This window comes from Peribacillus sp. N1 (assembly GCF_054600815.1).
Genome location: NZ_BAAHZO010000001.1, coordinates 436,674 through 460,981, shown reverse-complemented (window position 1 = coordinate 460,981; position 24,308 = coordinate 436,674). Strand labels below are relative to the sequence as shown.

Genomic DNA, 24,308 nt, shown 5'->3' with positions numbered 1-24,308 from the left:
TTACAGGAGGAGAAACGCATGCTTACTTTAATCAAAAATGGCGAGATATACTCACCCAATTACTTAGGACGGAAAGACGTTTTAATTACAGATGAAAAAATTGCATTCATAGATGACAGAATCGAGATTCCTGACAACTTTGCTCCTATTCATATCATTGATGCGACCAATCTTTTAATTGTTCCAGGTTTCATAGATTCACATGTTCATATTATTGGCGGAGGCGGTGAGGGCGGATTCAAAACCCGCACCCCTGAGCTGATGCTTACGGAAATTACGACTTCAGGTATTACGACACTTGTCGGATTGCTTGGTACGGACGGAACTACGCGGAGAATGGAAAGCCTGCTTGCCAAGGCCCGGGCACTGGAAGAAGAGGGTATTTCCTGTTTCATTCATACGGGTTCCTACCAAGTGCCAGTAAAAACTTTGACAGGAAAAATTGAAGATGACCTTATTTTTATTGACAAAATCATCGGTGTCGGGGAGATTGCCATCTCCGACCATAGATCATCAGAACCCACTTTTGAGGAATTGACCAAAATCGTCGCAGCCGCACGCAACGGCGGGATTCTGTCAGGAAAAGCAGGTATATTAGAAGTTCATGTAGGAGACGGAGATGGCGAGCTCTCGATGTTACATGCAATTGCTGATAAAACCAATATTCCGATTCGGCAGCTCCACCCGACACATATCAACCGAAATGAAGAATTATTCAAAGCGGGAATCGATTACGCTAAACGGGGCGGGTTCGTAGACTTTACAACAAGCACCATTCCTCAGTTTCTGGATGATGGCGAAGTAAAGTGCAGCATTGCCTTGCGCATAATGCTTGAAGAAGGGATTCCAGTAGAACAAATCACCTTCTCTTCAGACGGTCAGGCAAGTCTTCCATTTTTCAACAACCATGGGGAGTATGCAGGCCTTCAAGTAGGAAAAGTATCTTCGCTATATCACGAAGTGCGTGATTCTGTTTTAGAAGAAGGAATCCCACTCGAAACGGCACTGAAGGTCATCACCACGAATCCCGCACAAGTGCTGAAACTATCAACCAAGGGCAGTATCCAAACCGGCAATGATGCTGATATTGTGCTATTGCAAAAGGATACTTTGGCAATTGTCACTGTAATGGCAAAAGGACAAGTTATGGTAGATAAGGGTATTCCGTTGATAAAAGGGACATTTGAATGAGTTTAGACAGTATACCAGTTATCGAAAAATTTTCACGTCTCGCCTTAATATTGTGAAGAATCGCTAAAGGGGCGATACTTAAAAAAGTCGAATTCCTAATTTTGAAGGAATTCGACTTTTATTTTTTACAGTCAGCATAGCCTGTCTCCTTTTTTGAACTATCAACCTGTTAGTTCATTAGGCAACAAAACCTGTAAATCCTCGATATATATCTACTTTAAGTATCATCTCCATTTATCAAGACAATCGAGAAACCTATCAATCACTTTTTATTTTTGAGCCTCGCCTATGTACATACTAATTCATTTCTTCAGAGAGCCTTGAAGCTAGATAGAGGTCAGCCAAATAAGGAAGTACTATGCAACGGCTGAACTTTCGCCTTCGGATCAATATAGGCTTTGGCATTATTGACTGCCGTAGGACCTTCACCAAACCCGGATGCAATTAATTTAACCTTTCCATCATACGTACAAATATCCCCTGCTGCATAAATGCCTGGAATATTCGTTTCTTGTTTGGAATTAACGACAATTGCATTTTTGCTGATGTTTAGTCCCCATTCTTTAATCGCACCAAGGGAAGAGACAAATCCGTAATTAATAATTAAATCATCTATATCAATCACTTCTTTTTGTTGCGTCTTAGTTTGTTCTAAAACAATTTGCGTAATTCTTTCTGCTCCTACCAGTTCGGAGGGAATATAAGGTGTTTTGACCTCAACAGAGGAATTCACTAATTTTTCCACACTATGTTCATGGGCACGGAATTTATCTCTTCTGTGTATCAATGTTACCTTTTCAGCAATCGGCTCTAACATAAGGGCCCAATCAACAGCAGAATCTCCGCCGCCAAGTATCGCCACTTTTCTACCTTTAAAGCGGTTCATATCATTCACGAAATAATGCAAATTCTTATTTTCGAACTGTGTTGAATCTTCCAATTCCAGTTTACGAGGCTGAAAAGCTCCATTTCCAGCAGTAATGATCACTGATTTGGAGAAATGAGTATCGAGGTTTGTAGTGATTTTAAATGTTCCGTCTGCTAGCTTTTCCACCTGTTCAACTGCTTCTTCAAGACAAATTGTTGGTTCGAATACTTTCATTTGTTCTTTTAAATTCTCTATCAATTCCTGGGCCCTTACTTTTGGAAATCCAGCTATATCATAAATGAATTTTTCGGGATAAAGAGCTGATAGCTGTCCTCCCAATTGAGGAAGGCTTTCAAGGATTTTCACCTTTGCTTGCCTCATTCCTCCATAAAACGCCGTAAACAAACCAACTGGGCCGCCGCCAATAATTGTTATGTCATAGACCGTTTTTTCTTCTGTCAATGTAATCACTCCTTATGCTTCCAGGATGGTTGCTCATACTGAATATGATTTATTGGTAGTAAGGCATGTACTGACTACAAGTAATTCTTACTTAATTCTTTGTTCCAAAAATGATGGATAAAATTTGTTGAATATCCACCCTTTAAAAGACAATCTGGATATGTCACAGTTTAAAAATCTATAATTCTGTTATCTGTCACAATCGCACCTAAAATTATTATTCAAATTTATTAGGGTTACCATCAAAGGATAATTGAGCCACTTTTATAGAATCTGTTGGACATCCTTCTGAAGCATCTATCATATCTTCCTCAAGTTCTTCAGGTATAATCGCTGCCCCAACATTATTATCCAATATAACGAACGCAATACCCTCTTCATCGTAATCATAAATATCCGGAGCTGAAGCACCACAAGCTCCGCAAGCAATACAAGTATCTTTATCCACGATTGTATAATTAGCCATTTTTTGTATCCATTCCTCTCTCTAATCTAAGCCCTGGTTTTTTACTATGGTATTTGTAGAAGCCTTTTCCTACTCAATATCGTTCAAAAATGCCAAAATGCTCGAATTAAACTTTTCAGGATTTTCCTGATAACACAAATGCCCGCCTTCTGGAATTATCACGAGCCGGGAGTTCATTAACTCTTCATGAATTGCTTCCGACTCCTTTATAGGAGTTACAGTATCCAACTCACCACAAATTACAAGAACAGGGACATTTATATGAGATAACAAACTCATTTGATTTAGATGATAAAGTGAATTTGCCACCGAACGATATCCTGCCGGTCTTATCTGTGTCATAATCTCTTTTACTCGCTTATAGACTTTTTCTGAAGCATGGGGAGATAGCAATGCTTGTATCCTCTTTTCCGCGATCTCCTCAGTAGAAAGGTTTTCAATTGAAAATAATCGATTTTTCAATTTCGTCTCGTTCTCCTCTGGGGTTAGAGCAGCTGCCCCTCTTGTCGAATCGGCCAATATAAGTTTATTAACCTTATTAGGGTACAGGCTACAGAACTCTATCGCGATTGCCGCTCCCATTGAATGGCCAAGCAGATGGATTTTTTCCAGCTTTAGCTGATCTAGCATGCCGTTCAGAATATGTGCAAACTCTTTAAAATACTTAAATTCTTTTGCTGGATCTGAACTTTTCCCATAACCCGGTGCATCCCATGCAATTACTGTATAATGCTCCTTTAATTCCTGGATTTGCTCCTTCCATGACTGTGAATTATTACTCATGCCGTGTAATAATACTAAAGGTTCTCCATGACCTTCTATTTCATAATGAATGCTTAAATCTTCTACTTTTACGTATGGCATAATATCAATCCCCTTTTAAGGTGAATCTCTGATTCTTAAAACACCTGTACTTTAAATATCTTTCTAAAAAAAGCGAATGATTTACTATATTTATATTTCGCATGGTACTAGCTTTCGTTCCAATTATGAAAGTGCTTCCTATCCTGAAGTTAAGCAGGAAATTCCACTTCCGTTCCCTTCTAATTTAGCTAAAACAGTATTAAAAAACTGTGCCAGCTTAGCCAAGGCCTCGCACTGACAATCCGCCATCGCTGGAAATGACCTCACCGGTGATTGCGCGTGATTCGTCGGAAGCTAACAGTACATACGCCGCAACGTGATCTTCCGGCATCTGGGCAAGTTGAAGGATATTCCGTTTTTTTATGCTGCTTGCTTTCGTATCATTATCGACGATATTCACAAATGGACGCAGCGGCGGGATTACAGTAAGTGCTGTCAATGTCCCCCCTGGGGCTACCGCATTTACCCGGATGGAAGGAGATAGTTCGAACGCAAGCTGGCGCATCAATCCAATTTGGGCGTGTTTGCTCGCTGTATACCAAACACCGCCGCCATCTGGATAAAAACTTGCACCGGACACGGTAAAAATAATATTGCCATTTGTTTTTTTCAGTTCTTCCAGAGCGGCTTTCGCCCCGAAAAAAGAGCCTTTTACGTTAATATCGAGAAGGAAATCATATGCTTCGGAAAGCGCCTCAGGAGTCACATCGGCAAATTTGGCAAATCCATCGAACACGCCGGCATTCGCCACGAAAACATCCAACTTTCCGAATTGCTCAACAGTAGCTTGGACCGCTTGCTCATTGTCCTCGTATTTACTTATATCTCCCTGATATGTAAGGATATTTTCACCAAATTCTTCCTTCATTTTCGCTAACGTGTCTTTAGAGCGGCCGATAATGCTCACTTTTGCTCCTTCTTGTATAAAACGGCGAGTGACAGCCTCTCCAATTCCAGAAGCTCCCCCTGTAATCCATACGACTTTATCTTTTAAGGCCATTCCCATTGTCTCAACCCCTTCTATTATCTTTCAAACGTGATGAACGGTTATACAAAGATCGGTCCTTCAAGTTTACGTCTTGCAAGCTAGCACATTTTTTCATAACATTATGTTTTATACACGAAACAATGTTTTTTATATAAATAATTCTAAAATGTAATCGCTTTATTGTCAATGAAAAAAAATGAAACTATCTTCGGGAATACATTCTGCGGTTACCCTTACTACTGCGGCACTCGTCAATAAGTATGATTTTTTTTGTGGTTTCTCAGTAAGATTCTAGCGCCCATCTTACCGAGAAACCCTACTAAAAAACATATTAACTTTTTAGCGCTTATAGTGTTACTTTGTTTCCTGTCGCATTACTTAGGTGATATTCGGCAACTTCTTGTTTAATCATAAATAAGTACGCCACAAACCCAAGAATGGCTGCTACAATCAGCATGGCAATGGAGGGACCAAAATCACCGCCGGACAAATCGCGGCTCCACCCCATAATGTAGCTTGAAAACCCACCCATAATATTCGTGAATCCCATTAAACCGGCTGCGCGGCCAGCTGTTTCAGGTGTTGAAAATTTGATGATGAAGAAATTGGTCAGGTGAAACATTCCTCCTTGAGTTCCCATTGCGAGCCCCATGGAAACGCCAGCGAAAATAGGATTTGGTGCAATGACGGCAATTGTCAAAAATACAGCTGTTAGTATGAAAAGAATCGTCGCAAGCAAACTCGGACGCTTCGTTTTGTCCGCCAGAAAACCGCCAGCCAGGACAAATCCAAGCGCGAATAGCCACGATAATGAAGTAATACCAGTCATTGCTTCCCTTTCAAACCCTTTGGCCTCAACGAGATATGTAGGCAGCCAAATACTGATTCCAAAGAAAAGAAAGGACGACATCAAATTGCCAAACCAGACAATCCAATAACGATAATCCTTTGCAAAGAATTGCTTCGACTGCACATCATCCGCTTCGTCTTTTTGGCGAATATAGGAGACTTCTTCTTTACTCATGCGCGGATGCTCTTCTGGCGTATTACGTGCCAAAAACAGGAACATTGGAATATTTATAAACAAGTTAAATGCGGCGAGAGCAAAGAACGCTGCCTGCCAATGAAACGTTGAAATAATTAGTATGAGCATAACGGTACCCACCGCCGGGCCAAGGTAGTTTCCAGTGATCCAGAATGACTGTGCCCTGCCAAGCTCTCGTTTATTAAACCAATTCGAAATGAATTTTCCCGATATCGGGATCATCATACCCTCCCCAATTCCGAGGATTACCCTACTGATTAAAAACATTTCGTATGAAGTGGACAGCCCGCCCATTACCATTGTCGCTGTCCATACCAGTAAACCTAAAACTGCTGTTTTCCGTGCCCCTAACTTGTCGATGATAACTCCCCAAAAAATGTTGGAACAGGAGTATGAAATCATGAATATAAAGGAGATCAAGCCAATTTTCGCATTTTTATCCGGGCCAGTTAAACCAAGATCACTTAAAAATCCCGGATCGGTTTGGATAACAGAGATACCTACTTTATCAATCTGTCCGAAAAACCAGAAGAAAAAAATAGGAATCGCAATGTACAACCATCTTTTTTGACCTTGTAACATGTTATTTCCCCCTTTTAGTAGGATCTTTTGAATGCGCTTTCATGATTTCGATAAAGAAAATGTCTTTCAAACAATCAACTTCACCAATTCCCCCTTTCAAAAGATAGCAGCAACAAATGTTTTATATATAAAACAATGTTACCGGTATTTAATGTCATAATGTTATATTTAATTTTCACAATAGTCAATAATATTCAGATTAATATTTTTCCAACAGAAAAAGTCGTTTTATATTCAAAACTAATTAAGGTGTTTCTTCGATTAAAACAAACAGAAACAATACCTTAACCTTATATCTAAAACCGGATTACGTTTCTGCTAGTTCTCGAGCCTTAGATAAATAATGTCCAAAAGATGCTGCGAACTAAAAGTCTGCTAAAGTCTCGTGTCCGTTCAAATAAAATGTTTTAACCGGGAACAGTATGGCGGTTTCTACATACCTGTCCAACATCCCGACTTATGCTGCCGCTTTAGTCCGCCATTTCACAATTTCCGCGATATGTAACCCCAAAATTGAAGTATGATTCACTAATTCACCTCATTCATTATCGTTTTTCCTTTTATAACGATTCATTATAAATTTATAAAAATTAACTATTTTTATTATTTATCACACAATGTTAGCATTTTGTTATAAGTTATTTGAAAGGATGAGAGATGAATGGATATGTACTATTCTGAATTCGCAGTATTCGGGCTGGGCCCCATCGGAATTGAAATTCTACGCAGTGCTTATCAAAAGAATCCGCAATCGATTATCGGGGTTGTCGATATTGCTCCCGATAAGGTAGGAAAGGATATTGGATTACTAATCCATGAAAAGGAAACGAACAAGTGTGTAGTCTCTCATATACGGGATGTAAATACAGAAGCTGACCACCCTATCGCCCTACATGCAACCGGTTCCGACGCACAACAAGTATGGCCTCAAATCAAAGAGCTGCTAGATCACGGCTTTTCAGTGGTTTCCACCTGTGAACAACTTTCCTTCCCTTGGCATCGCTACCCCATACTTGCAAAGGAAATAGATGATTATGCTAAAGCTAAAGGGCTTAGTGTCATTGGGACCGGAATCAATCCAGGTTTCATCATGGATACTATGGCCATTTCATTTACAACAGTATTGACCACGGTTAACCAAATTAAGGTCAATCGTAAAGTAGATGTTTCGAAAAGGCGCCTCCCCTTGCAAAAAAAGGTCGGAATCGGGATGACCAGAGAAGAGTTTGAATTTTTAGCTGAACGGAATAAAATTGGGCATGTAGGTCTTGAGGAGTCTGTCAGGTTGATCGCCTATGGTCTGAATTGGAAACTTTCAAGTGTAACCAATACCATTGAACCAACGATTGCGAGCGAAAATATGACCGTTCCGCTAACTGCCTTAAAACCAGGGGATGTTAATGGGCTTCATCAAATTTCCACTGGCAAGACAGTGGACGGAAAGGAAATTTCCTTGGATTTAACGATGTCTGCAGGTATTAAACAGGAAGATGAAATCGTTATTGAGGGGAACGAAACCCAAAGGTTGATTGTTCCAAACGGCATCTTTGGAGATACCGCAACTGCTGCAATGATTATCAATACCGCTAAGCAAATTGATGCGCTCCGTAAACCAGGTTTACTTACAATGGCTGACATCGGGGTGCCGAGAAATATAAATCAATCACACTTTGTGCGTATGTAACGGCTAACCAACAATCTTGCGATATAGTCTTACGATATTGGAAAAGGTGAACCCCGAATGGTTCACCTTTTCGTTTTGGTTCAGCTGAGCATGCCAGCATGACAAAAAACCACCATAAGCGGTGGCTTTACTTCCTATATGTTAGTATGTAGGAATCGACTATCTTATGTAAGTTATCTTATTTCAGAAAAATATATTCCGAAAATGACATGATTTTTCTATTTTCATTTATATGTTTGAGAACCAAGCTTCACGGAAATGGCTTTGGCAGCTTTCGTTACCTTGTCAATCAATTCAGCCAAGCGATCTTCCTGAAATCTTGCTTCAATCCCAGCGACACTAATACCAGCTACTATTTCACCTTTACCATTGAGTATCGGTGCACTCACTGCTTTTGTATAATCCTCAAGTTCTGATGAAGTTATCGTGTAACCATTCATTCTCGCTTCATCCAAGGCGTGACGGAGTTCAGTTTTATCCGTTATCGTTCCAATGGCGATTGGTTTTAATTGAATGCTTCCCAAATAATTTTCACGCTCTTTTTCTGGCAAATACGCTAAGATGATTCGAGAATCCCCAGCATACAATGGCGAACGCCTTCCAATGGATGTATAAAGTCGAACAGGATGCAGGGTGTCCACCTTTTCAATATACATCGCTTCATCCTTATCCCTCACAATTAAATTCACTGCTTCTTCAACATCATCCCGAAGGTCTTTCATGATCGGATAGGCGATTGACCTGATATCCAAACGCTCCCCTACCAGTTGACCAAACTGCAGGAATATCAGTCCAAGTGAATAGTGGCCATCTTCGTCCTTTGTTAAAAACCCCATTTCTTCCAATGATCCCACCATACGGTGTAACGACGTTTTCGGCAAATTGGAAAGTTCCATCATTTCATTAAAGGTCAGTTTTGGATGATTTATGAAAAGGGTCAGGATTTGCATAGATTTCACGACCGTTTTGTTATGTGCCTGCATACATTGTCTCCTTTCATGATACATGTTTTCCTTAACTATCATTCTATTATAAAACATGGAAGAAAGGATGTAATGAAAATAACCGTATTCATTGTTTTTGCGTGAATGCTCTGAGTTTATTCTCATTTGATTTTCCGGCATTATTTACAATTTGATCGAATCATTTTATCATCCCGTAAGCCCATGGAACGAGTAATAATGGGAAATGGCTGAAGCGTTTAGCGGATTAAGTTACTTGATCATTACTAAAACCCATTCACTACAAAGGCATACTCAAAATTACTTTTGTCCCTTTCCCTTCACGAGAAAGAAGGATAAGGTTTCCGCCGCAAACTCTGGCTCTCTCTTCCATACTGAATAAGCCTACTCCACGGGTAACTTTTTCTATATCAAAGCCCTTTCCTTTATCTTCTATTTCTACACGAACCTCTTCCTCTATTTCCTGGATCATCACTGTAGCTTCTTCGGTTTCAGCATACTTCCTAATATTTGTTAATGCCTCTTGAATAATACGGTAAATGGTAATTTCTTTGTTTGCATTCAAACGGCAATTCAAATAGCATTCAAAATGGACCTTGATATGATGATGCTCTAAAAATTGCGCCACTAAAGAGCGTATGGCAGGGAACAGTCCAAGATCATCAAGTACTGATGGCCTTAATTCCCAGGATAGATGCCGGAGTGATTCGATAATTTCGGTCGCTTCATCTTGCATCTGATCTAACAAGGGATGATCCATTTCTGTCTGCAGTCTGTTAATCGTTATGAGGTGGCTGTATAAGTTTTGTCCGATATCATCATGAAGCTCTCGGGAAATGCGTTTTCTTTCTTCTTCTTGCACATCAATGATTTTCCCGGTCATTTTCTGAATCTCTTCTTCCGCAAGCTTACGCTGGGTCACTTCATAACGAATCGCTAAATATTGGTAAGGTTTCTGGAACTCATCAAGAAATGGAACGATTGTCGTATCCACCCAATAATAAGTATTATCCTTGGCCTTATTTTTAATCTCGCCTTTCCATACTTCCCCTGATGATATTGTTTTCCAAAGATTGTTGAAAAACTCTTTCGAATGAAATCCCGAGTTAATAATTCGATGATCCTGTCCGATCAGCTCTTCTTTTGAAAACTTTGAAATCCTGCAAAATTGATCATTGACATATTTGATCGTCCCGCTTTGATCTGTTATTGCTACAATCGAGGAAGCATCCAAAGCAAATTGGAAATCGGCCATTTTATTTACGAATTTCCCCAATTCCTCTAAAACTCGTTTATATTCGGTAATTTCCTTCCGAATTGCCAGGTATTTATAAGGGTTCCCTTTTTCATTTAAGAAAGGGACAATTGTGGTATCGACCCAATAATAAGTTCCATCCTTCGCTTTGTTCTTGATTTCACCCCGCCAAACACTTCCTGATGAAATTGTTCTCCAAAGCTCTTGCATAAATTCCTTTGAATGATAACCTGAATTGATAATTCGGTGGTCCTTCCCGATAAGCTCAGTTGCTGAATATTTGGATACCTCACAAAATTTCTTATTAAAGTTTATTATCTTGCCCTTTTCATCCGTAAATGCAACAATCGTTGATTCATCAAGTGCGTAAATTAAATCAACCAGTTCATTGATCGGATAGGATTGTTGCTGGTTAATCCGTGATTGGTCTTTCACTTTATGGACTACAATTAAGTAATAAAGCTCTTTCGCAAGCTGAAAGGAGTTCACCCTGAAAAAAAGCGAAAAAGCATGACCATCCCGGTGGATCCCCAACTGGTGGATAATCTCCCCTTCCCCACTGTGTTGCAGGTTTGCCCCTGGTATAAGTTTTAGAAGCTTTATCCCGTTCAATTCATGATGTTCATAACCAAAGTTATCATATACCTGTTGATTCGCAAAAGAGATGACTCCAGATTCATTGACAAGGATTGTCGCATCGCTAGATCCAGGTGTAACCCCTTTTTCCATTTCCAAATGTTTATTCAAGTCCATACATAATCCTCCTTGTTGCCATTAAATTGAGCTGTTCAATTCCTTTTCCAGTTTTTTCGCTGCATCAAGGATCTTATGCTGGTCGCTTTCAGAAATAGGCTGAGCTGTTCGTTTACCTACTAATAATACCCCTTTGGGAACACCTTTAAATTGAATCGGAACTGCGAAGGCGCAACTGAGATTTTCCGCAAGCATGATGGGATAATCTAAAGCATTGCCATGGATATTATTGGGGAAACCTTCAATTTTCATCGGCGCCCCCGTTGATATGACCCTACCTGCTATTCCTTTTCCATATCGAAGAGTTATCCTTTTGTACTTATCATTTCTGTTTCCGGCGGCATAATGCCAGCATATGTCAGGACCTTTTCTGTTTTGTAAGGCAAGGCCTACAAAATCACCGTTCATTTCTTCTAATACATGTTCACACGCTTTTTTAAATGGTTGATCCTCTTTCGATTTACTGTCCAAGTTAAATTCCATACCCTAATAACCCCTTTTTTAAAGCGAATGCAACAAGTTCATGCCTTGTTTTCATCTTGAGCTTTTCCATTAGGTTTCCTTTATGGCTTTCAACCGTTTTCACGCTTATGACAAGCTGTCCGGCAATTTCTTTATTGGAAAACCCTTTCGCAATCAATGTAAGCACCTCTTTTTCACGGTCAGACAACAGATTGATAGAATCAGCGGTTCCCTGCTTCACACTGCCTAAATATTCTTCCATTACCCTTTTTGTTGCAGATGGATGAAGGTAAGCATTTCCGTTTGATAAAGATCGGATGGCTACCAATAGTTCTTCATGGGGTGCACTTTTTAAAATACAGCCTGAAGCCCCGGCTTGAATGGTTCTGAACAAATATTCATCATCATCATGCATGGTTAGTATTAATATGGCTACCTCAGGCATTAGTTTTTTCAGTTCGGAAGTAGCCGATAAGCCATCTTTTCCATGAGGCATGCTTAAATCCATGACTACCACATTAGGTTGAAGCTCTAATGCTCGCTGAATTCCTTCGTTCCCATCTGAAGCTTCCCCTATGACTTCCATATCAGCATGATTGTTTAATAGCATCTTTAAGCCCATTCTTACAACGGCGTGATCATCGCAAAGCAAAATTTTTATCAAAGCAGCTCCCCCTAACTTTGTTCGTGTTTGTATCGTTATATGAAACAACAAGGGGGATTGCACAATTCGCAAACCCCTTGTTTAGCATTTTAATATAATGGCAGAGAAATCTCTATAGAAGTCCCATCATCTATTTTTGAAAAAATGGTACAGTTCCCGCCAATCAAATGCATTCTTTCACACATGGCAGCAAGCCCGCTCAGCTTATTCATGGCGGCTTCAACCTCAAACCCTTTCCCTGAATCTTTTATTATAATCAATAACATGCTTTTTTCCCATTTGAATATTATACTTGCTTTTGTTGTATCAGCATACCTTGCTATATTCACCAATGCTTCTTGGCAGACCCTGAAAAGTGTAATGCTATCTCTATCAGAGATTTGCGATTCAATTCCCAGATTCTCCATCTCAACCTCAATTCCATAGGTTGATGTGTATATTTTTATGTAGCTTTTAATAGCTGAAATAAGCCCAAAAGTCGTAAGGGTAGGAGGATGCAATTCTACAGCCAAAAGCCTGATTTCCTGAATTGCCTTCTCCAATAGCTGTTTCATATCACCTGCATAGATTTTCATGGCAGGCTGTTCGATTGCCGTTTCAATGAGCTGCATTCCGGAAAAGAGACTGGAAAGGGACTGCCCCACACCTTCATGAAGCTCCATCGCAATTCTTTTAATCTCTTCTTCATGTGTTTGTATGATATAAGAACTGATGTTGTTTTTTAGTGGCTGAGTATTCATTCCCACCCTCCTTTTTCAATTGTCGCTGATTATTGGCCATTCAAAATACGACATGCTCCCACAATTACACTTTCGGCAGAGTGGTGAGAACACTGACGTATACCTTCTTTCCCACCTGAAACCTAGCATTTGAACTTGTAGTTCTTGAAAACTCCAATTCAGCCTTCAAATCCAATAATTTCATGTACGCAGTTCATTTTATGCTTTCTTCACTCTATGACTTGAAATGTCACTAAACATACCTGCATATTGAACGACATCCCCCGCATCATTCTTTATCGAACTTATGGTCAGCCATTGCAGATATTGCTGCCCATCCTTTCGGCTATTCCAGATTTCACCCTGCCAAAATCCATTTATCTCAATGGATTTCCACAAATCCTCATAAAAAGTTCGAGACTGTTTACCCGATTTAAGTATACTAGGGTTCTTACCAATTACTTCATTTTCCTGATAACCCGTAATACTGCAAAACGACGGGTTTACTGAAATGATCTTACCGGTGGTATCGGTAATTAGAATCCCTTCTATTGTATGATCGATCACTTCTTTGGCAAGCCCCATTTTGCCTTGGAAATACATCCAAACAACTAAAATCAAACTTGCAAGGGCAACTTCTGACAACGCCATGAACCCGATTGCATAATGTCCTGTGATATTGAATAACAAGGATAAAATTAATGGCGGAAAAAACCCTCCCAAACCGCCCATAGCGGAAACGATACCATTCACAATACCAGCCTGCTTTTGGAAATACATCGGCACCAGTTTAAAAATAACACCATTTCCCATTCCAGCACATAGGGCAATACTCAAGCAGCCAATAGTGTACCAGCCAATTGATGGAGCAAAGGATAGGATCATCGCTGAAACTGTATACACTCCAAAAACGAACATGAGCAGAATGAGAGAATGAAAACGATCTGCAAGCCATCCGCCAATTGGTCTCATAAGGGTAGCAAGAACAATAAAGCCCGCTGTCCTTAAACCGGCATCAACCTTATCCAATCCAAAGTTAGCTACAAGAAAATTTGGCAGATAGATAGTAAATGCAACAAAAGAACCGAATGTTATAAAGTAAAATAAACTTAGCAGCCATAGTTTTTCATTTTTGTAGACACTCTTCACTTGCTCTAAAAGCGGTGTTTTTACTTTCAGCTCTTTTTTATCCCCTAACAGAAAGTTACCTGCAATAAAGACCGCCAAAATCACAAGGTAAAGCTGTACAGTTGTTGACCAGCCAAAATTCTCAGCTACAACGGGTGCTGCAAAAGCCGATACTGCCGTACCAAGGTTTCCAGCACCGTAAATTCCGTTTATAAAGCCATGACGTTCCTTTGGATAATACTTAGGTAAAGAGGTTACTCCAACAGAGAATACGGCTCCTCCAATACCAAGGAAAAGTCCTCCAATCAACAAATCGACAAGGGAATCGGCAATGCTGATATAATAAACAGGAAACAATAGTAACATAAAGCTAATCAGGAAAATTTTCCTGGCTCCGAACTGATTGGCGTAAAAGCCAAGGGGGATACGAAGTACAGATCCCAAAATAACCGGAACGGCTGTCACCAGGGCAAGCTGACTTTCCGGTATAGCAATATCTTCTTTAATAAAGGGCATCAGTGAAGAAATTAATACCCATACCATAAATCCTACTACTAAGTTTAAAGTCTGTAATGGAAGCTGTATTTTCTTAATCATTCTGATCACTCTCTCTTCTAATTACATATTGTAAACCCGTGTTTGCGTCAAAGGCTGACCACTCATTTTTGTTTCGAGCCATATTGCATGTCAAGGGAACAGCGAAAAAATTCAGATGATCAAAATAAATGCGTAGATGGGTCATGTCAGGACAAATCTCCACCTTATCTATCGTTTTAGTAACAAAAGGCGCTTTATCCTGCCCATCATCATCCAAGATTGCCACTCTGGCTTTTTCCGAGACTAATGATTGTAAACCTTCCAAATTAATGTGTTCCACATGTATTGCACCCTCTCTTCGCACTGTATACATTTATTTGATAACCTTGTAAGTATTTCCAGAATCTATCATCTGCATGATTCTCGATAAATTCAATTGTTTCTTCTTCAGATTCCCATCCACTCATTCCCTTTACTTCTGCAACAACAATATCTATCCCGTTCAATGACTTTTCATCCAAATACCAGTTAAGGCGGGAGCCATTAAAAAGGTCTGAAAGCAGCTTATTGATTTCAGAAGCAAAGTTTACGGATGCTACTTTCACAAAACAAAAATCAATGTAAGTTTCGCTGTTCATTCGATTCACGCCTTTTCGTATTTGGTTTTTTTATATGTAAAAAACGCTAAGGGAAACATAACAATGTTCAAGCCACCAAATATTAGTACATTTATATAATTTTCATAATAAAATTGGTGAACCATAAATTGGGTAAATACAATATTCATCATCAAGAAAGCACAAAGCAACGCGACACCGATGTACTTAAACTTCATAACGCTTCACCCTTACAGCGTATACTGCGCCATTTTCAACTTTCACTTGAATTTCAGGCAGGGGCCTCCTTGGCGGTCCGGCAGTTGGAGCACCTGTTTCAACATCAAATTTCCCGTGATGGCAGGGACAGATCATTTCACCTTCTTCTTTCACCCAAAATACCGGGCAACGAAGATGTGTGCATGCATTTTGGTATGCTACGTATTTCGTTTCAGACAATCTGATCAAAATGGCATCATCATGATCCCCTGGAAATTTAAACTCCACTGCGTCACCAATTGCAATTCCGCTTACATCGGTTATTTTTTTGTGAGGATACTCCTTTTCCCCAAGACCCATCAATTCTTTAGCCGCAATCGCTCCCCAAGGAAGGGAGGAAATCGCGAATACTCCTGCAGCTCCCACTAGTGTTTTCATGAACCCTCGTCTGTCGAGCTTTCTTTCATTATCCCGTTCAATATTATGGGTGTAATTATCTTCATTAAAGGGGATTTTATTATTTTTATCCGACGGCATATAAATCCCTCCTAAAATAGCTTTTCAATTCCTTGTAAAATACCAGGCAAATTTACCTTAACGTTCGTTTCACTTTCAAGATAAGGCAGGCTAGTCACCCATTTTCCATTATCTAGATTAAATTGTTTTTTTCTATTTCCAATTTCCTCATCGGTGAGCCACTGAAGTGTATTGGATGGACAAACACTTGCACACATTGGTGGGATACCGTTTTTTGTCCGGTCAATACATAAATCGCATTTGTACATTAAGTTTTGCTCAGTGTCAAATTTTGGTATGCCATATGGACAAGCAATCGTACAGTTTTGGCAGCCAATACATTTTTCAACTAGAGCTGATAAGACGGCCCCTGTCTCATGTATTTGGATTGCCTGGGCAGGACAGCTTCTTGCACAGGCCGGATTCACACAATGGAGGCACATAAGAGGCATCGTCTGCCGATTGACCAGAGGGTTTACATCATAAACGTAGTTCCTGTTCCGCTCTTCATGCCCTCCGCATTGTGTACAAGCAGCAAGGCATGACCGGCATCCTATGCAGTTTTCAAGTTCTAAATAGAGCCTCTTTTTCATTTATTGCACCTTCTTTATTTCGACTTTTTCCAATTGAGCCGCACAGACCTTAAACTCCGGCATACGGGACATTGGGTCAAGCGCTGCAATAGTTAATAGGTTGATAGATTGTTCGTGCCCAAAGTGGTATGGAACAAATACAGTGTCCTCACGAATTGCTTCTGTAATTTTCACTTTATAGATTGCCTCGCCTCTCCGGGTGTACAGGCGGACCTTTTCCTCATGGTCCATATTGTATTTTTTTGCTGTTTCCGGATGTACTTCGACGTATGGCTCCGGGCACATATCACGCAGGAACTGGATTCTTCTCGTCTGGTTTCCAGATAAGTAGTGGTAAACGACACGCCCGGTTGTTAAACGAAGTGGATATTTTTCATCTGGCTCCTCAGCAGGGGGTCGGTAAGGAAGCGCACAAATTTTCGCTTTGCCGTCTGCGTGATAGAATTTCTTATCCAGGAACATATGCGGCGTTCCCATATCATTTTCATCCTTACAAGGCCAAAATACTCCGTCCTGTTTGTCGATTTTATCCCATGTAGCACCATAATAATCGGCATATCCTCCTTTACTAGCCAGTCTGAATTCATCAGCTATATCTTTTGCTGTTTTCAAATGGGAAAAGTATTTTCCTCTTCCAAGACGTTCTGCAAGTTCTACTTGTATTTGCCAATCGGGCTTAGATTCACCGATTGGTTCTTGTGCCTTATTTATCTTAATAATTCTTCCTTCAAGGTTTGTTACTGTTCCTTCATCTTCTGACCACGTTACAGATGGCAGGATCACATCCGCAAACTCTGCTGATTCAGAAAGATAAAAATCCGAACACAACATAAAATCAAGATTTTTCATCGCACTTCTGACGAAATTCAGATTCGGCGCAGATACTGCAGGATTAGAACATAGCAGATACAATCCGCGAATCGTTTTTTGTTCCATCAATTCAAACATTTCATATGCAGAAACACCTGGCAGGGGCATTTCTTCCGGAGTGATTTTCCATACTTTACAAACTTCTGCTACATGTTCAGGGTTTGTAATTTTACGGTATCCTGGCAATAAATCTGCTTTCTGGCCATGCTCCCGTCCCCCTTGTCCGTTTCCTTGACCAGTGAATGTTGCTACACCAGACTTGGGCCGTCCGATTTTACCTGTTACAAGCGCCAAGTTTGTATATCCAGATACATTGTCAACACCCTTATGCTGCTGTTCGATTCCACGGGCAAACATGACAACTGCATTTGGTGATTTCCCATAAATTTCTGCTGCACGAATGATTTTTTTCGGTGCCACACCTGTAAGCTCACTCGTATATTCCGGTGTAAATTCTTTTACAAGCTCTTTTGTTTCTTCAAACCCGTTCGTATGATTATTAATGAAATCTTCTTCAGCATAACCATTTTGAATTAATAGATTTAAGATTCCATTGGCAAGGGCAAGATCCGTTCCCGGTTTCAAGTCAAGATGAACATCTGCTCTTCTTGCAATAGGAGTTTCACGGGGATCTGCCACGATAATGTATCCTCCTCTTTCTTGTACGTTCCAAACACGGAACATAGAAGTTGGATGGCATTCTGCTGTATTGCTTCCTGCTATAAATAAGCAATCTGTTTCATGAATATCAGTCCAAGGTAATGTTGAACCTCTATCAACTCCAAAAGAACGAAGGAACCCCCCGGCTGCACTTGACATGCAAAATCGCCCATTATAATCAATGTAGCGAGTTCCAAGAGCCACACGTGCAAATTTCCCTGTTAAATAGCATTTTTCATTTGTCATTGAAACCCCGCTGAAAACGGATAATGAATCTTTTCCATATTTAGCTTGAAGTTCCCTGAACTTATTTGCGATTAAATCATACGCTTCATTCCAGCTTGCTTCACGGAAGCCTTCCTTTGTTCCCTTTAGTGAAGCATCATCACGAATAAGCGGTTTTAAAATACGATCATCATGATTCGTCTGCTGGTAAGCTGTAACCCCTTTTGGACACATTTTCCCAACGGTTACGGGCCAATCATAACGGGGTTCAACCCCAATGATTTTATTCGTCGCTACATTTACCCTTAAATTCATTCCGCATTGCATTCCGCAATAAGCACAATGGGTTTTGACCAATGTTTCATTCGGGTGTATCACATTACTTTCTGTTTTAAAAAACTTATCCTTTTGCATCCTGGTTTGCCTCCTTAACTTTTACTTCGTGGATGGGGAACCCGGAAAATTGGGCAATCCTGTATTTTCTTCGACAAGGTAGGCACATTTCAGCGAGATGGTGGCCTTCTTTCGCTTGGAATTCTATATCATTCCTGCCGAGAACCTCTATGACATCTTTTGATTGTTCTGTTGAAACAAACTCATTACCGCATACTTTGCATCCTTTCATGGATTGTTCCGCATAATGCTCTCTGTAGTTTCTAGCGAATACACTCATTGGGCGGAAAGGTATGTGCGCAAGTTTTCCGAACGGAAGATAAATCAATGTAATGATGACTGACCATTGGTGTATAAGGGACATGGCTGGCTGTCCTGCACCATGCATAAAAATGTTCATGAAGGTTAGTCCCAGTCCTGTAACACTGACCAATAACAGCATGAATAATGGAAGGAAGTCATACATGAATTGTTGTTCTGCCCTTGCCTGCATATTTTTCAAACGGCGATAAAGGGCCATGCATACACCGGAAATGACCATCACTGCCGTAATGTTCAGTGCGTTATAGGATAACGTCGCAATAAGCCCATCAGCTGGCACTGTCATTACCTGGATCCCCATTGCGATGATGTTGTAGTAACCGTTGTCGTCCATTGTGAAGTACATCCATCCAAATACTAGAGGAAAGGTCACGAAGCAGGAAAGTATGCATCCCCAGCCCATTAAAACGTGCTGAGTCCATCGGTAAATTCCCCTGTTCCAAATGAAATTGTATGTTGCTAAATGTTCAACTGTTGTTTTGGGCGTTGATCTTCTTAAGAGAATTTTGATTCCTTTTTTTATAAAAACCTTTGTTGGCGGCCTTTCTCCCCATGCGATAAATCTGTAAAAGAAACCCCCAATAAAAATAAACGTCCCCACCATATAGCCATAAAGGTTTAAATCCACGTGTGTAAACATTCTCGTACCTATAAACGATAAGAATACAAGTCCGCAAACTGCTAGAAACATAGACTTGGCAAAATGTGATGCAAAAGCATCATTAATTGATTTGCCTGTTTTTTGATTTACGGCGACTTTTGCCTGCATTATTATTCCTCCTCATTACAAACAATTACCATACCCTTATTGTAAGATCTTGCCTGATCGTTCGATATCGGGGAACTTCCCCATCCTATTGGAAAAATCCCCTTAACTTTTGAAAAAAAAAAGCCTTTCTGATGTCAGAACGGCCCAGACTGCAGACAAACTCGATGAAAATCGAGTTTGTCTGCAGCTTTTTTTTGGCTTGTACAAATTTGGACGTTGATTGGAACGTAGGGCACTCGCTTTCCGCGGGCGGTCAGGGAGCTATTCCCGCAGGAGTCCCGCACCTTTCGTTCCAACAATGTTTAAAAATTTATATAGGACTCCTTTTGCCTACAGTCTTTTTTGTTTTAAGATTGATCTATTAAAACTTGAGATGATGAGGATGTTTTCGAAACATAATTCGATTCAGCGAGATGAACTTGAAATGATTGCTTTAGATCAACTGGTTCCGGCGAACCAGTTGGTTCGTAAAATTGAGGCTTCTATTTGACTTCACTTTCATTTATGACTTGGTGAAAGATGACTTCACCCCACTTCCGAATTGTAAGACGGGGTCTATAAAAAAAAGAAAGCACTCTTAAGAGTACTTTCTCATCGTTTGCGTTCTTTGCAGAAGAAACTATATATCCAGCCATTTGTTCAGGGCCAAGGATATCGAAACTTGCAATTCCTTCAATTGCCATTCTTTTTGAAGGAATTGCCGTTCAGCCTCCTTTAAGTTCACCCGTGAGAACTGAATGGATTCCCCTGGTTTAACCTGAGCGATACTTGGTAAATCCGCCGTAATCACCTGAGCTATCTTAGGATATCCCCCCGTTGTTTGGCTATCCGCAAGGAGAATGATCGGGTTTCCATCAGGAGGAACCTGAACGGACCCATTTGTGACCGCTTCAGATAATAACTCCCCATTATCCTTTAATTTCAGTGTAGGGCCTGAAAATCTATATCCCATGCGGTCGGATTGATTGGAAACTTTAAATAAACCCGCTACAAAACTATCTTTACTTGAATCTGTGAAATACTCATATTGGCTTCCATCGATGAAACGGATTAGAGGTTTTCCTCCTGGCATGAACTCCTGCTCATTGACAAACCACTTTGGGAAGGAAAATGGACCTTTGAACGCCCTATCACCAAGATTTTTCGAAGGTTCATTAAACTCCAAGACATCGTCAGCCTTTAATGCCCTCCCCATATAGCCGCCAATCTCAGCCCTTAGATATGTGCTTTTACTGGCCATAACTTCGGGAATAGCGAAGCCACCCGCTACTGTTAAGTAAGCCCTGCAACCTGATTTACACCCTTCAAACCGAAGCACCGATCCACTTTTCACAAGAATGGGCCTCCACATCGGTACAGCATGATTATCGATTGTTGGTGATAAGTTTCCACCCGTTATCGAAATCAGGCAATTTTTCTCGAATTTAATGGTCGGCCCCATTAATGTAATTTCCAAGGCCGCTTCTCCTTCTTCATTGCCAACCAGCATATTGGCAATTCGTAACGAATGTGCATCCATCGCCCCGCTTACAATCACCCCATGTTGCTGGAATCCTTTTCTTCCAAGGTCCTGTATACTAGTCAATAATCCCGGTTTGATTACGCGCAGGCTCACTGTATCTCCTCCTTAAGGATCATTTCTTTATATTCTTGATCCGAAATCGGATGGAACTTCACGATGTCTCCTGCTTGTAATAGACTTGGAGGATTTACATTCGGTAAAAACATTTTGGTTGGCGTCTGTCCGATCAATTGCCATCCACCAGGTGTTGATATAGGATATACACCCGTTTGCATACCGGCGATTCCTACTGCCCCTACTGGAATGGTCATACGGGGAGAGGAACGCCTAGGTGTCGCGATCTTCTCTGACAGTCCGCCAAGAAACGGGAAACCTGGTGCGAACCCAATCATATAGGCCAAATACTCCCCAGTTGAATGAATATGAATGACTTCATCAGTAGTCAAATCATTATAACGGGCAACATATTCCAAATCCGGTCCATATTCCTTCCCATAGCACACAGGAATGGAAACTGTTCGATGTGAGAGTTTCCTATCTTCTTTTAAATCCTGTAATTTCATTTCCAAGATGGAACGGACCACTTCATAGGGAGATATGGTTTCAGTATCATTGCTTTGTTTTCGCTCCTTATAAATAACCAATGGATCATAAAAAACCGTCAAATTAGTATAGGCCGGTACACATTCTATAAACCCTGCAAAAGGTTCATCCTCCAGCAAATCCTTAAACAATTTTATTTTTTTGTGAACGCTGTATTCCATTCCATTCCCGAATGTTATCACGATTGCGGAATCGCCCAATGGAGAAAGTGTACATGCAGTTTTTTTCAAAAGCTTTTCCGGCATAGGAATCATCTCTTTCTGTTCGTTATAAAACTCCTAATTTTTCATCACGAATGTCCGTTATGAACATATGTCCAGGTGCATGCGTGATCATGATCTCCGGTTTAGTCTCCATAGCAATGGATTGAGGAGTTACACCACATGCCCAAAAGACCGGGACTTCCCCTTCACGAATCGTTACTGGATCACCAAAATCCGGATGCTGAATGCTGGAAACACCGATCGCCTCAGGGTCACCAATATGGATTGGAGCCCCATGAACTGCAGGAAACCGCGATGTCACTTGAGCTGCCCTCACCACATCCTTTTGTGGAATCGGCCTCATACTAGCCACCATTTTCCCATGAAAAATCCCTGCTTCGATACACGGGATATTGGTTTTATACATTGGTACATTACATCCCTCTTCAATATGACGAATCGATATATCATTATTCAAAAGGGCGTGCTCGAAAGTAAAGCTGCACCCGATTAAAAATCCAACCATATCGTCTTCCCAGTAGTTTGATATATCCGTTACTTCTTCCACTAATTCTCCATATTTATATACCCTATATTTAGGAATATCGGTGCGTATATCCCCAGAATTTGCTGCAAATGCGGGAATGGGTGAACCAATTTCCGTAACGTCCAGCAATGGACAGGATTTAGGGTTACGCTGACAGAATAATAAAAAATCAAAAGCATGCTCTTTTTTTAAGATGGCTAAGTTCGCTTGTGCATAACCGTTAGCCATGCCAGCTGTCGGTTTTATCAATTCGTTGTTTCGAATCATTGAACGCAACTCAGCCGGGGTAGCTTGAGAAAGGTCGATCATTAGTATTCATCTCCTATTACGAAGTGGCAGAAAGTGACAAACTGGCACGCCACTTCCACCTTTATTTATTGGATTTTCATTCATTAATCATTAAAAAAGTGCCGGCAGTTGTTTCATTAATGTATATACGCCCATTAACGCCATGATGACAACCACGAATACACCGGAAATCGTTAACCATAAAGGATGCTTATAATCACCCACGATGTTTTTCTTATATGCGGCAATTAGCAATGTTCCAAGAGCAATTGGTAAGATGAGTCCATTAATTGCCCCAACTACAAGCAGTACTTTAACCGGTTGACCAATTAATAGAAAGCAAATGGTCGATACGGCTATAAAGCCAATGATTATCCAGTTTGCCTTATTATTTATCTTTTCGCTGAAAGTTCTGATAAATGAAACCGAAGTATATGCCGCTCCAACAACTGACGTAATCGCTGCAGCCCACATGACGACACCAAAGATTTTATATCCTATATCACCGGCAGCGAGCTGAAAAACGGATGCTGCAGGGTTATCCGGATTAATTTGTAAACCTTTCGATACAACACCAAGTACTGCTAAAAATAACGCAACACGCATGACTGTCGTGATCAATATCCCCATTACAGAGCTCTTCGTGACCTGAGGTAATGAGTCAACGCCCTTCACGCCTGCATCCAATAGACGATGGCCTCCCGCAAAAGTAATGTAGCCTCCTACAGATCCACCCACTAATGTAACGATTGCGATAATATCGATTTTATCAGGTGCAAAGGTCCTCACTACTGCTTCCCCGACTGGAGGAGAGGTTGTCCAAGCGACATAAATCATCAAACAAATCATGAAAAATCCGGCAATTTGCGTAAAACGGTCCATGGCTTTCCCTGCTTCTTTCACTACAAAAATCAGTACGGCGATGACTGCGCTTATTGCCGCACCGGCTGTTGGGGATATTCCCGTCATTGCATTAAGACCTAATCCAGCTCCTGCTATATTTCCAATATTAAAAGCCAGCCCCCCCATAACGATCAGAGCTGCCAGTACATAACCCAGCCCAGGAAGGACCATGTTTGCAATTTCCTGACCGCGTTTTTCGGATACAGCAATAATGCGCCATACATTTGTTTGGGCAAATATATCAAGAATGACCGAAATAAGAATAACGAATCCGAAACTTGCCGCAAGACTTTGGGTATAAACGGTTGTTTGCATTAAAAAACCAGGCCCTATTGCCGATGTTGCCATTAGGAATGCCGCACCTAACAATAAAGTGCGGTTCGTTTTTGGCTTAGTCGGATTCTTTTTCTGTGCTGTTGTATTTTTGATTGGCTCCAATGGAATCTGCCT

23 protein-coding genes and 1 pseudogene are annotated in these 24,308 nt (G+C 40.6%); 3 read left to right on the top strand and 21 right to left on the bottom strand.

The window, feature by feature from the left end:
- The first annotated feature begins 18 nt into the window (after positions 1-18).
- Positions 19-1,191, top strand: a complete 1,173-nt coding sequence (gene iadA, locus ACYP5M_RS02135) for a beta-aspartyl-peptidase (protein WP_459734582.1) — start codon at positions 19-21, stop codon at positions 1,189-1,191.
- A gap of 337 nt (positions 1,192-1,528) precedes the next feature.
- Here iadA and ACYP5M_RS02130 read toward each other — a convergent pair whose 3' ends face one another.
- From ACYP5M_RS02130 to ACYP5M_RS02110, 5 genes are all read right to left on the bottom strand, one after another.
- Entirely contained in the window at positions 1,529-2,521 is a 993-nt protein-coding gene (locus tag ACYP5M_RS02130; RefSeq protein WP_260357467.1) for an NAD(P)/FAD-dependent oxidoreductase, read from the bottom strand.
- A 217-nt stretch (positions 2,522-2,738) separates the two neighbouring features.
- The gene (locus ACYP5M_RS02125) at positions 2,739-2,987 is read right to left on the bottom strand and encodes a ferredoxin (RefSeq protein ID WP_101221842.1); all 249 of its coding nucleotides are present in this window, start codon (positions 2,985-2,987) and stop codon (positions 2,739-2,741) included.
- A 69-nt stretch (positions 2,988-3,056) separates the two neighbouring features.
- Entirely contained in the window at positions 3,057-3,851 is a 795-nt protein-coding gene (locus ACYP5M_RS02120) for an alpha/beta fold hydrolase (RefSeq protein WP_434169414.1), read from the bottom strand.
- Between the two features lie 217 nt (positions 3,852-4,068).
- Positions 4,069-4,857, bottom strand: coding sequence for an SDR family NAD(P)-dependent oxidoreductase (locus tag ACYP5M_RS02115; RefSeq protein WP_452445411.1), 789 nt, complete (start codon positions 4,855-4,857; stop codon positions 4,069-4,071).
- A gap of 328 nt (positions 4,858-5,185) precedes the next feature.
- The gene (locus tag ACYP5M_RS02110) at positions 5,186-6,466 is read right to left on the bottom strand and encodes an MFS transporter (protein ID WP_137018415.1); all 1,281 of its coding nucleotides are present in this window, start codon (positions 6,464-6,466) and stop codon (positions 5,186-5,188) included.
- Positions 6,467-7,127: 661 nt separating this feature from the next.
- Here ACYP5M_RS02110 and ACYP5M_RS02105 point away from each other — a divergent pair.
- Entirely contained in the window at positions 7,128-8,150 is a 1,023-nt protein-coding gene (locus ACYP5M_RS02105; protein ID WP_459734581.1) for an NAD(P)H-dependent amine dehydrogenase family protein, read from the top strand.
- Between the two features lie 224 nt (positions 8,151-8,374).
- Here the strand turns inward: ACYP5M_RS02105 and ACYP5M_RS02100 are convergent, their stop codons facing one another.
- The 12 genes from ACYP5M_RS02100 to ACYP5M_RS02045 form a co-directional block, all read right to left on the bottom strand.
- Positions 8,375-9,133, bottom strand: a complete 759-nt coding sequence (locus tag ACYP5M_RS02100; RefSeq protein WP_101221839.1) for an IclR family transcriptional regulator — start codon at positions 9,131-9,133, stop codon at positions 8,375-8,377.
- A gap of 259 nt (positions 9,134-9,392) precedes the next feature.
- Complete coding sequence (locus ACYP5M_RS02095; RefSeq protein ID WP_459734580.1) at positions 9,393-11,120, bottom strand: sensor histidine kinase; 1,728 nt, start codon at positions 11,118-11,120, stop codon at positions 9,393-9,395.
- A gap of 21 nt (positions 11,121-11,141) precedes the next feature.
- On the bottom strand, positions 11,142-11,603 hold the full coding sequence (locus ACYP5M_RS02090) for a GAF domain-containing protein (RefSeq protein ID WP_459734579.1): 462 nt from the start codon (positions 11,601-11,603) through the stop codon (positions 11,142-11,144).
- Positions 11,593-12,246, bottom strand: a complete 654-nt coding sequence (locus ACYP5M_RS02085) for a response regulator transcription factor (RefSeq protein WP_452445412.1) — start codon at positions 12,244-12,246, stop codon at positions 11,593-11,595. The genes ACYP5M_RS02090 and ACYP5M_RS02085 overlap by 11 nt, the downstream gene beginning before the upstream one ends.
- An 89-nt stretch (positions 12,247-12,335) precedes the next feature.
- Positions 12,336-12,986, bottom strand: a complete 651-nt coding sequence (locus ACYP5M_RS02080; RefSeq protein ID WP_434169407.1) for a sensor histidine kinase — start codon at positions 12,984-12,986, stop codon at positions 12,336-12,338.
- Between the two features lie 198 nt (positions 12,987-13,184).
- Complete coding sequence (locus ACYP5M_RS02075) at positions 13,185-14,690, bottom strand: nitrate/nitrite transporter (RefSeq protein ID WP_106026545.1); 1,506 nt, start codon at positions 14,688-14,690, stop codon at positions 13,185-13,187.
- Positions 14,683-14,970, bottom strand: a complete 288-nt coding sequence (locus ACYP5M_RS02070; RefSeq protein ID WP_434169406.1) for a hypothetical protein — start codon at positions 14,968-14,970, stop codon at positions 14,683-14,685. The genes ACYP5M_RS02075 and ACYP5M_RS02070 overlap by 8 nt, the downstream gene beginning before the upstream one ends.
- Positions 14,957-15,268 carry a hypothetical protein gene (locus ACYP5M_RS02065; RefSeq protein ID WP_434169405.1) on the bottom strand — a complete coding sequence of 104 codons (312 nt, stop codon included), beginning with the start codon at positions 15,266-15,268 and terminating at the stop codon, positions 14,957-14,959. The genes ACYP5M_RS02070 and ACYP5M_RS02065 overlap by 14 nt, the downstream gene beginning before the upstream one ends.
- Before the next feature lie 186 nt (positions 15,269-15,454).
- Positions 15,455-15,982 (bottom strand): Rieske (2Fe-2S) protein, encoded by a 528-nt coding sequence (locus ACYP5M_RS02060; protein ID WP_434169404.1) that lies wholly within the window; start codon positions 15,980-15,982, stop codon positions 15,455-15,457.
- Positions 15,983-15,993: 11 nt separating this feature from the next.
- On the bottom strand, positions 15,994-16,554 hold the full coding sequence (locus tag ACYP5M_RS02055) for a 4Fe-4S dicluster domain-containing protein (RefSeq protein ID WP_096338634.1): 561 nt from the start codon (positions 16,552-16,554) through the stop codon (positions 15,994-15,996).
- Entirely contained in the window at positions 16,555-18,723 is a 2,169-nt protein-coding gene (locus tag ACYP5M_RS02050; RefSeq protein WP_434169403.1) for a molybdopterin oxidoreductase family protein, read from the bottom strand.
- Positions 18,710-19,792, bottom strand: coding sequence for a hypothetical protein (locus ACYP5M_RS02045; protein ID WP_434169402.1), 1,083 nt, complete (start codon positions 19,790-19,792; stop codon positions 18,710-18,712). Before ACYP5M_RS02045 ends, ACYP5M_RS02050 begins: the two co-directional genes overlap by 14 nt.
- A 382-nt stretch (positions 19,793-20,174) precedes the next feature.
- Here ACYP5M_RS02045 and ACYP5M_RS02040 point away from each other — a divergent pair.
- Positions 20,175-20,322 (top strand): annotated as a pseudogene (locus ACYP5M_RS02040) (IS5/IS1182 family transposase); the annotation flags it as partial.
- An 89-nt stretch (positions 20,323-20,411) separates the two neighbouring features.
- Here the strand turns inward: ACYP5M_RS02040 and ACYP5M_RS02035 are convergent.
- The 4 genes from ACYP5M_RS02035 to ACYP5M_RS02020 all read right to left on the bottom strand — a co-directional run bounded on the left by ACYP5M_RS02035 (position 20,412) and on the right by ACYP5M_RS02020 (position 24,206).
- The gene (locus tag ACYP5M_RS02035) at positions 20,412-21,407 is read right to left on the bottom strand and encodes a 5-oxoprolinase subunit C family protein (protein ID WP_452445414.1); all 996 of its coding nucleotides are present in this window, start codon (positions 21,405-21,407) and stop codon (positions 20,412-20,414) included.
- Positions 21,404-22,162 carry a 5-oxoprolinase subunit PxpB gene (gene pxpB, locus ACYP5M_RS02030; RefSeq protein ID WP_402942336.1) on the bottom strand — a complete coding sequence of 253 codons (759 nt, stop codon included), beginning with the start codon at positions 22,160-22,162 and terminating at the stop codon, positions 21,404-21,406. The genes ACYP5M_RS02035 and pxpB overlap by 4 nt, the downstream gene beginning before the upstream one ends.
- Before the next feature lie 22 nt (positions 22,163-22,184).
- Positions 22,185-22,976 carry a putative hydro-lyase gene (locus tag ACYP5M_RS02025; protein ID WP_402942334.1) on the bottom strand — a complete coding sequence of 264 codons (792 nt, stop codon included), beginning with the start codon at positions 22,974-22,976 and terminating at the stop codon, positions 22,185-22,187.
- Positions 22,977-23,066: 90 nt separating this feature from the next.
- Positions 23,067-24,206, bottom strand: coding sequence for an NRAMP family divalent metal transporter (locus tag ACYP5M_RS02020; protein WP_402942974.1), 1,140 nt, complete (start codon positions 24,204-24,206; stop codon positions 23,067-23,069).
- Positions 24,207-24,308: the final 102 nt, after the last annotated feature.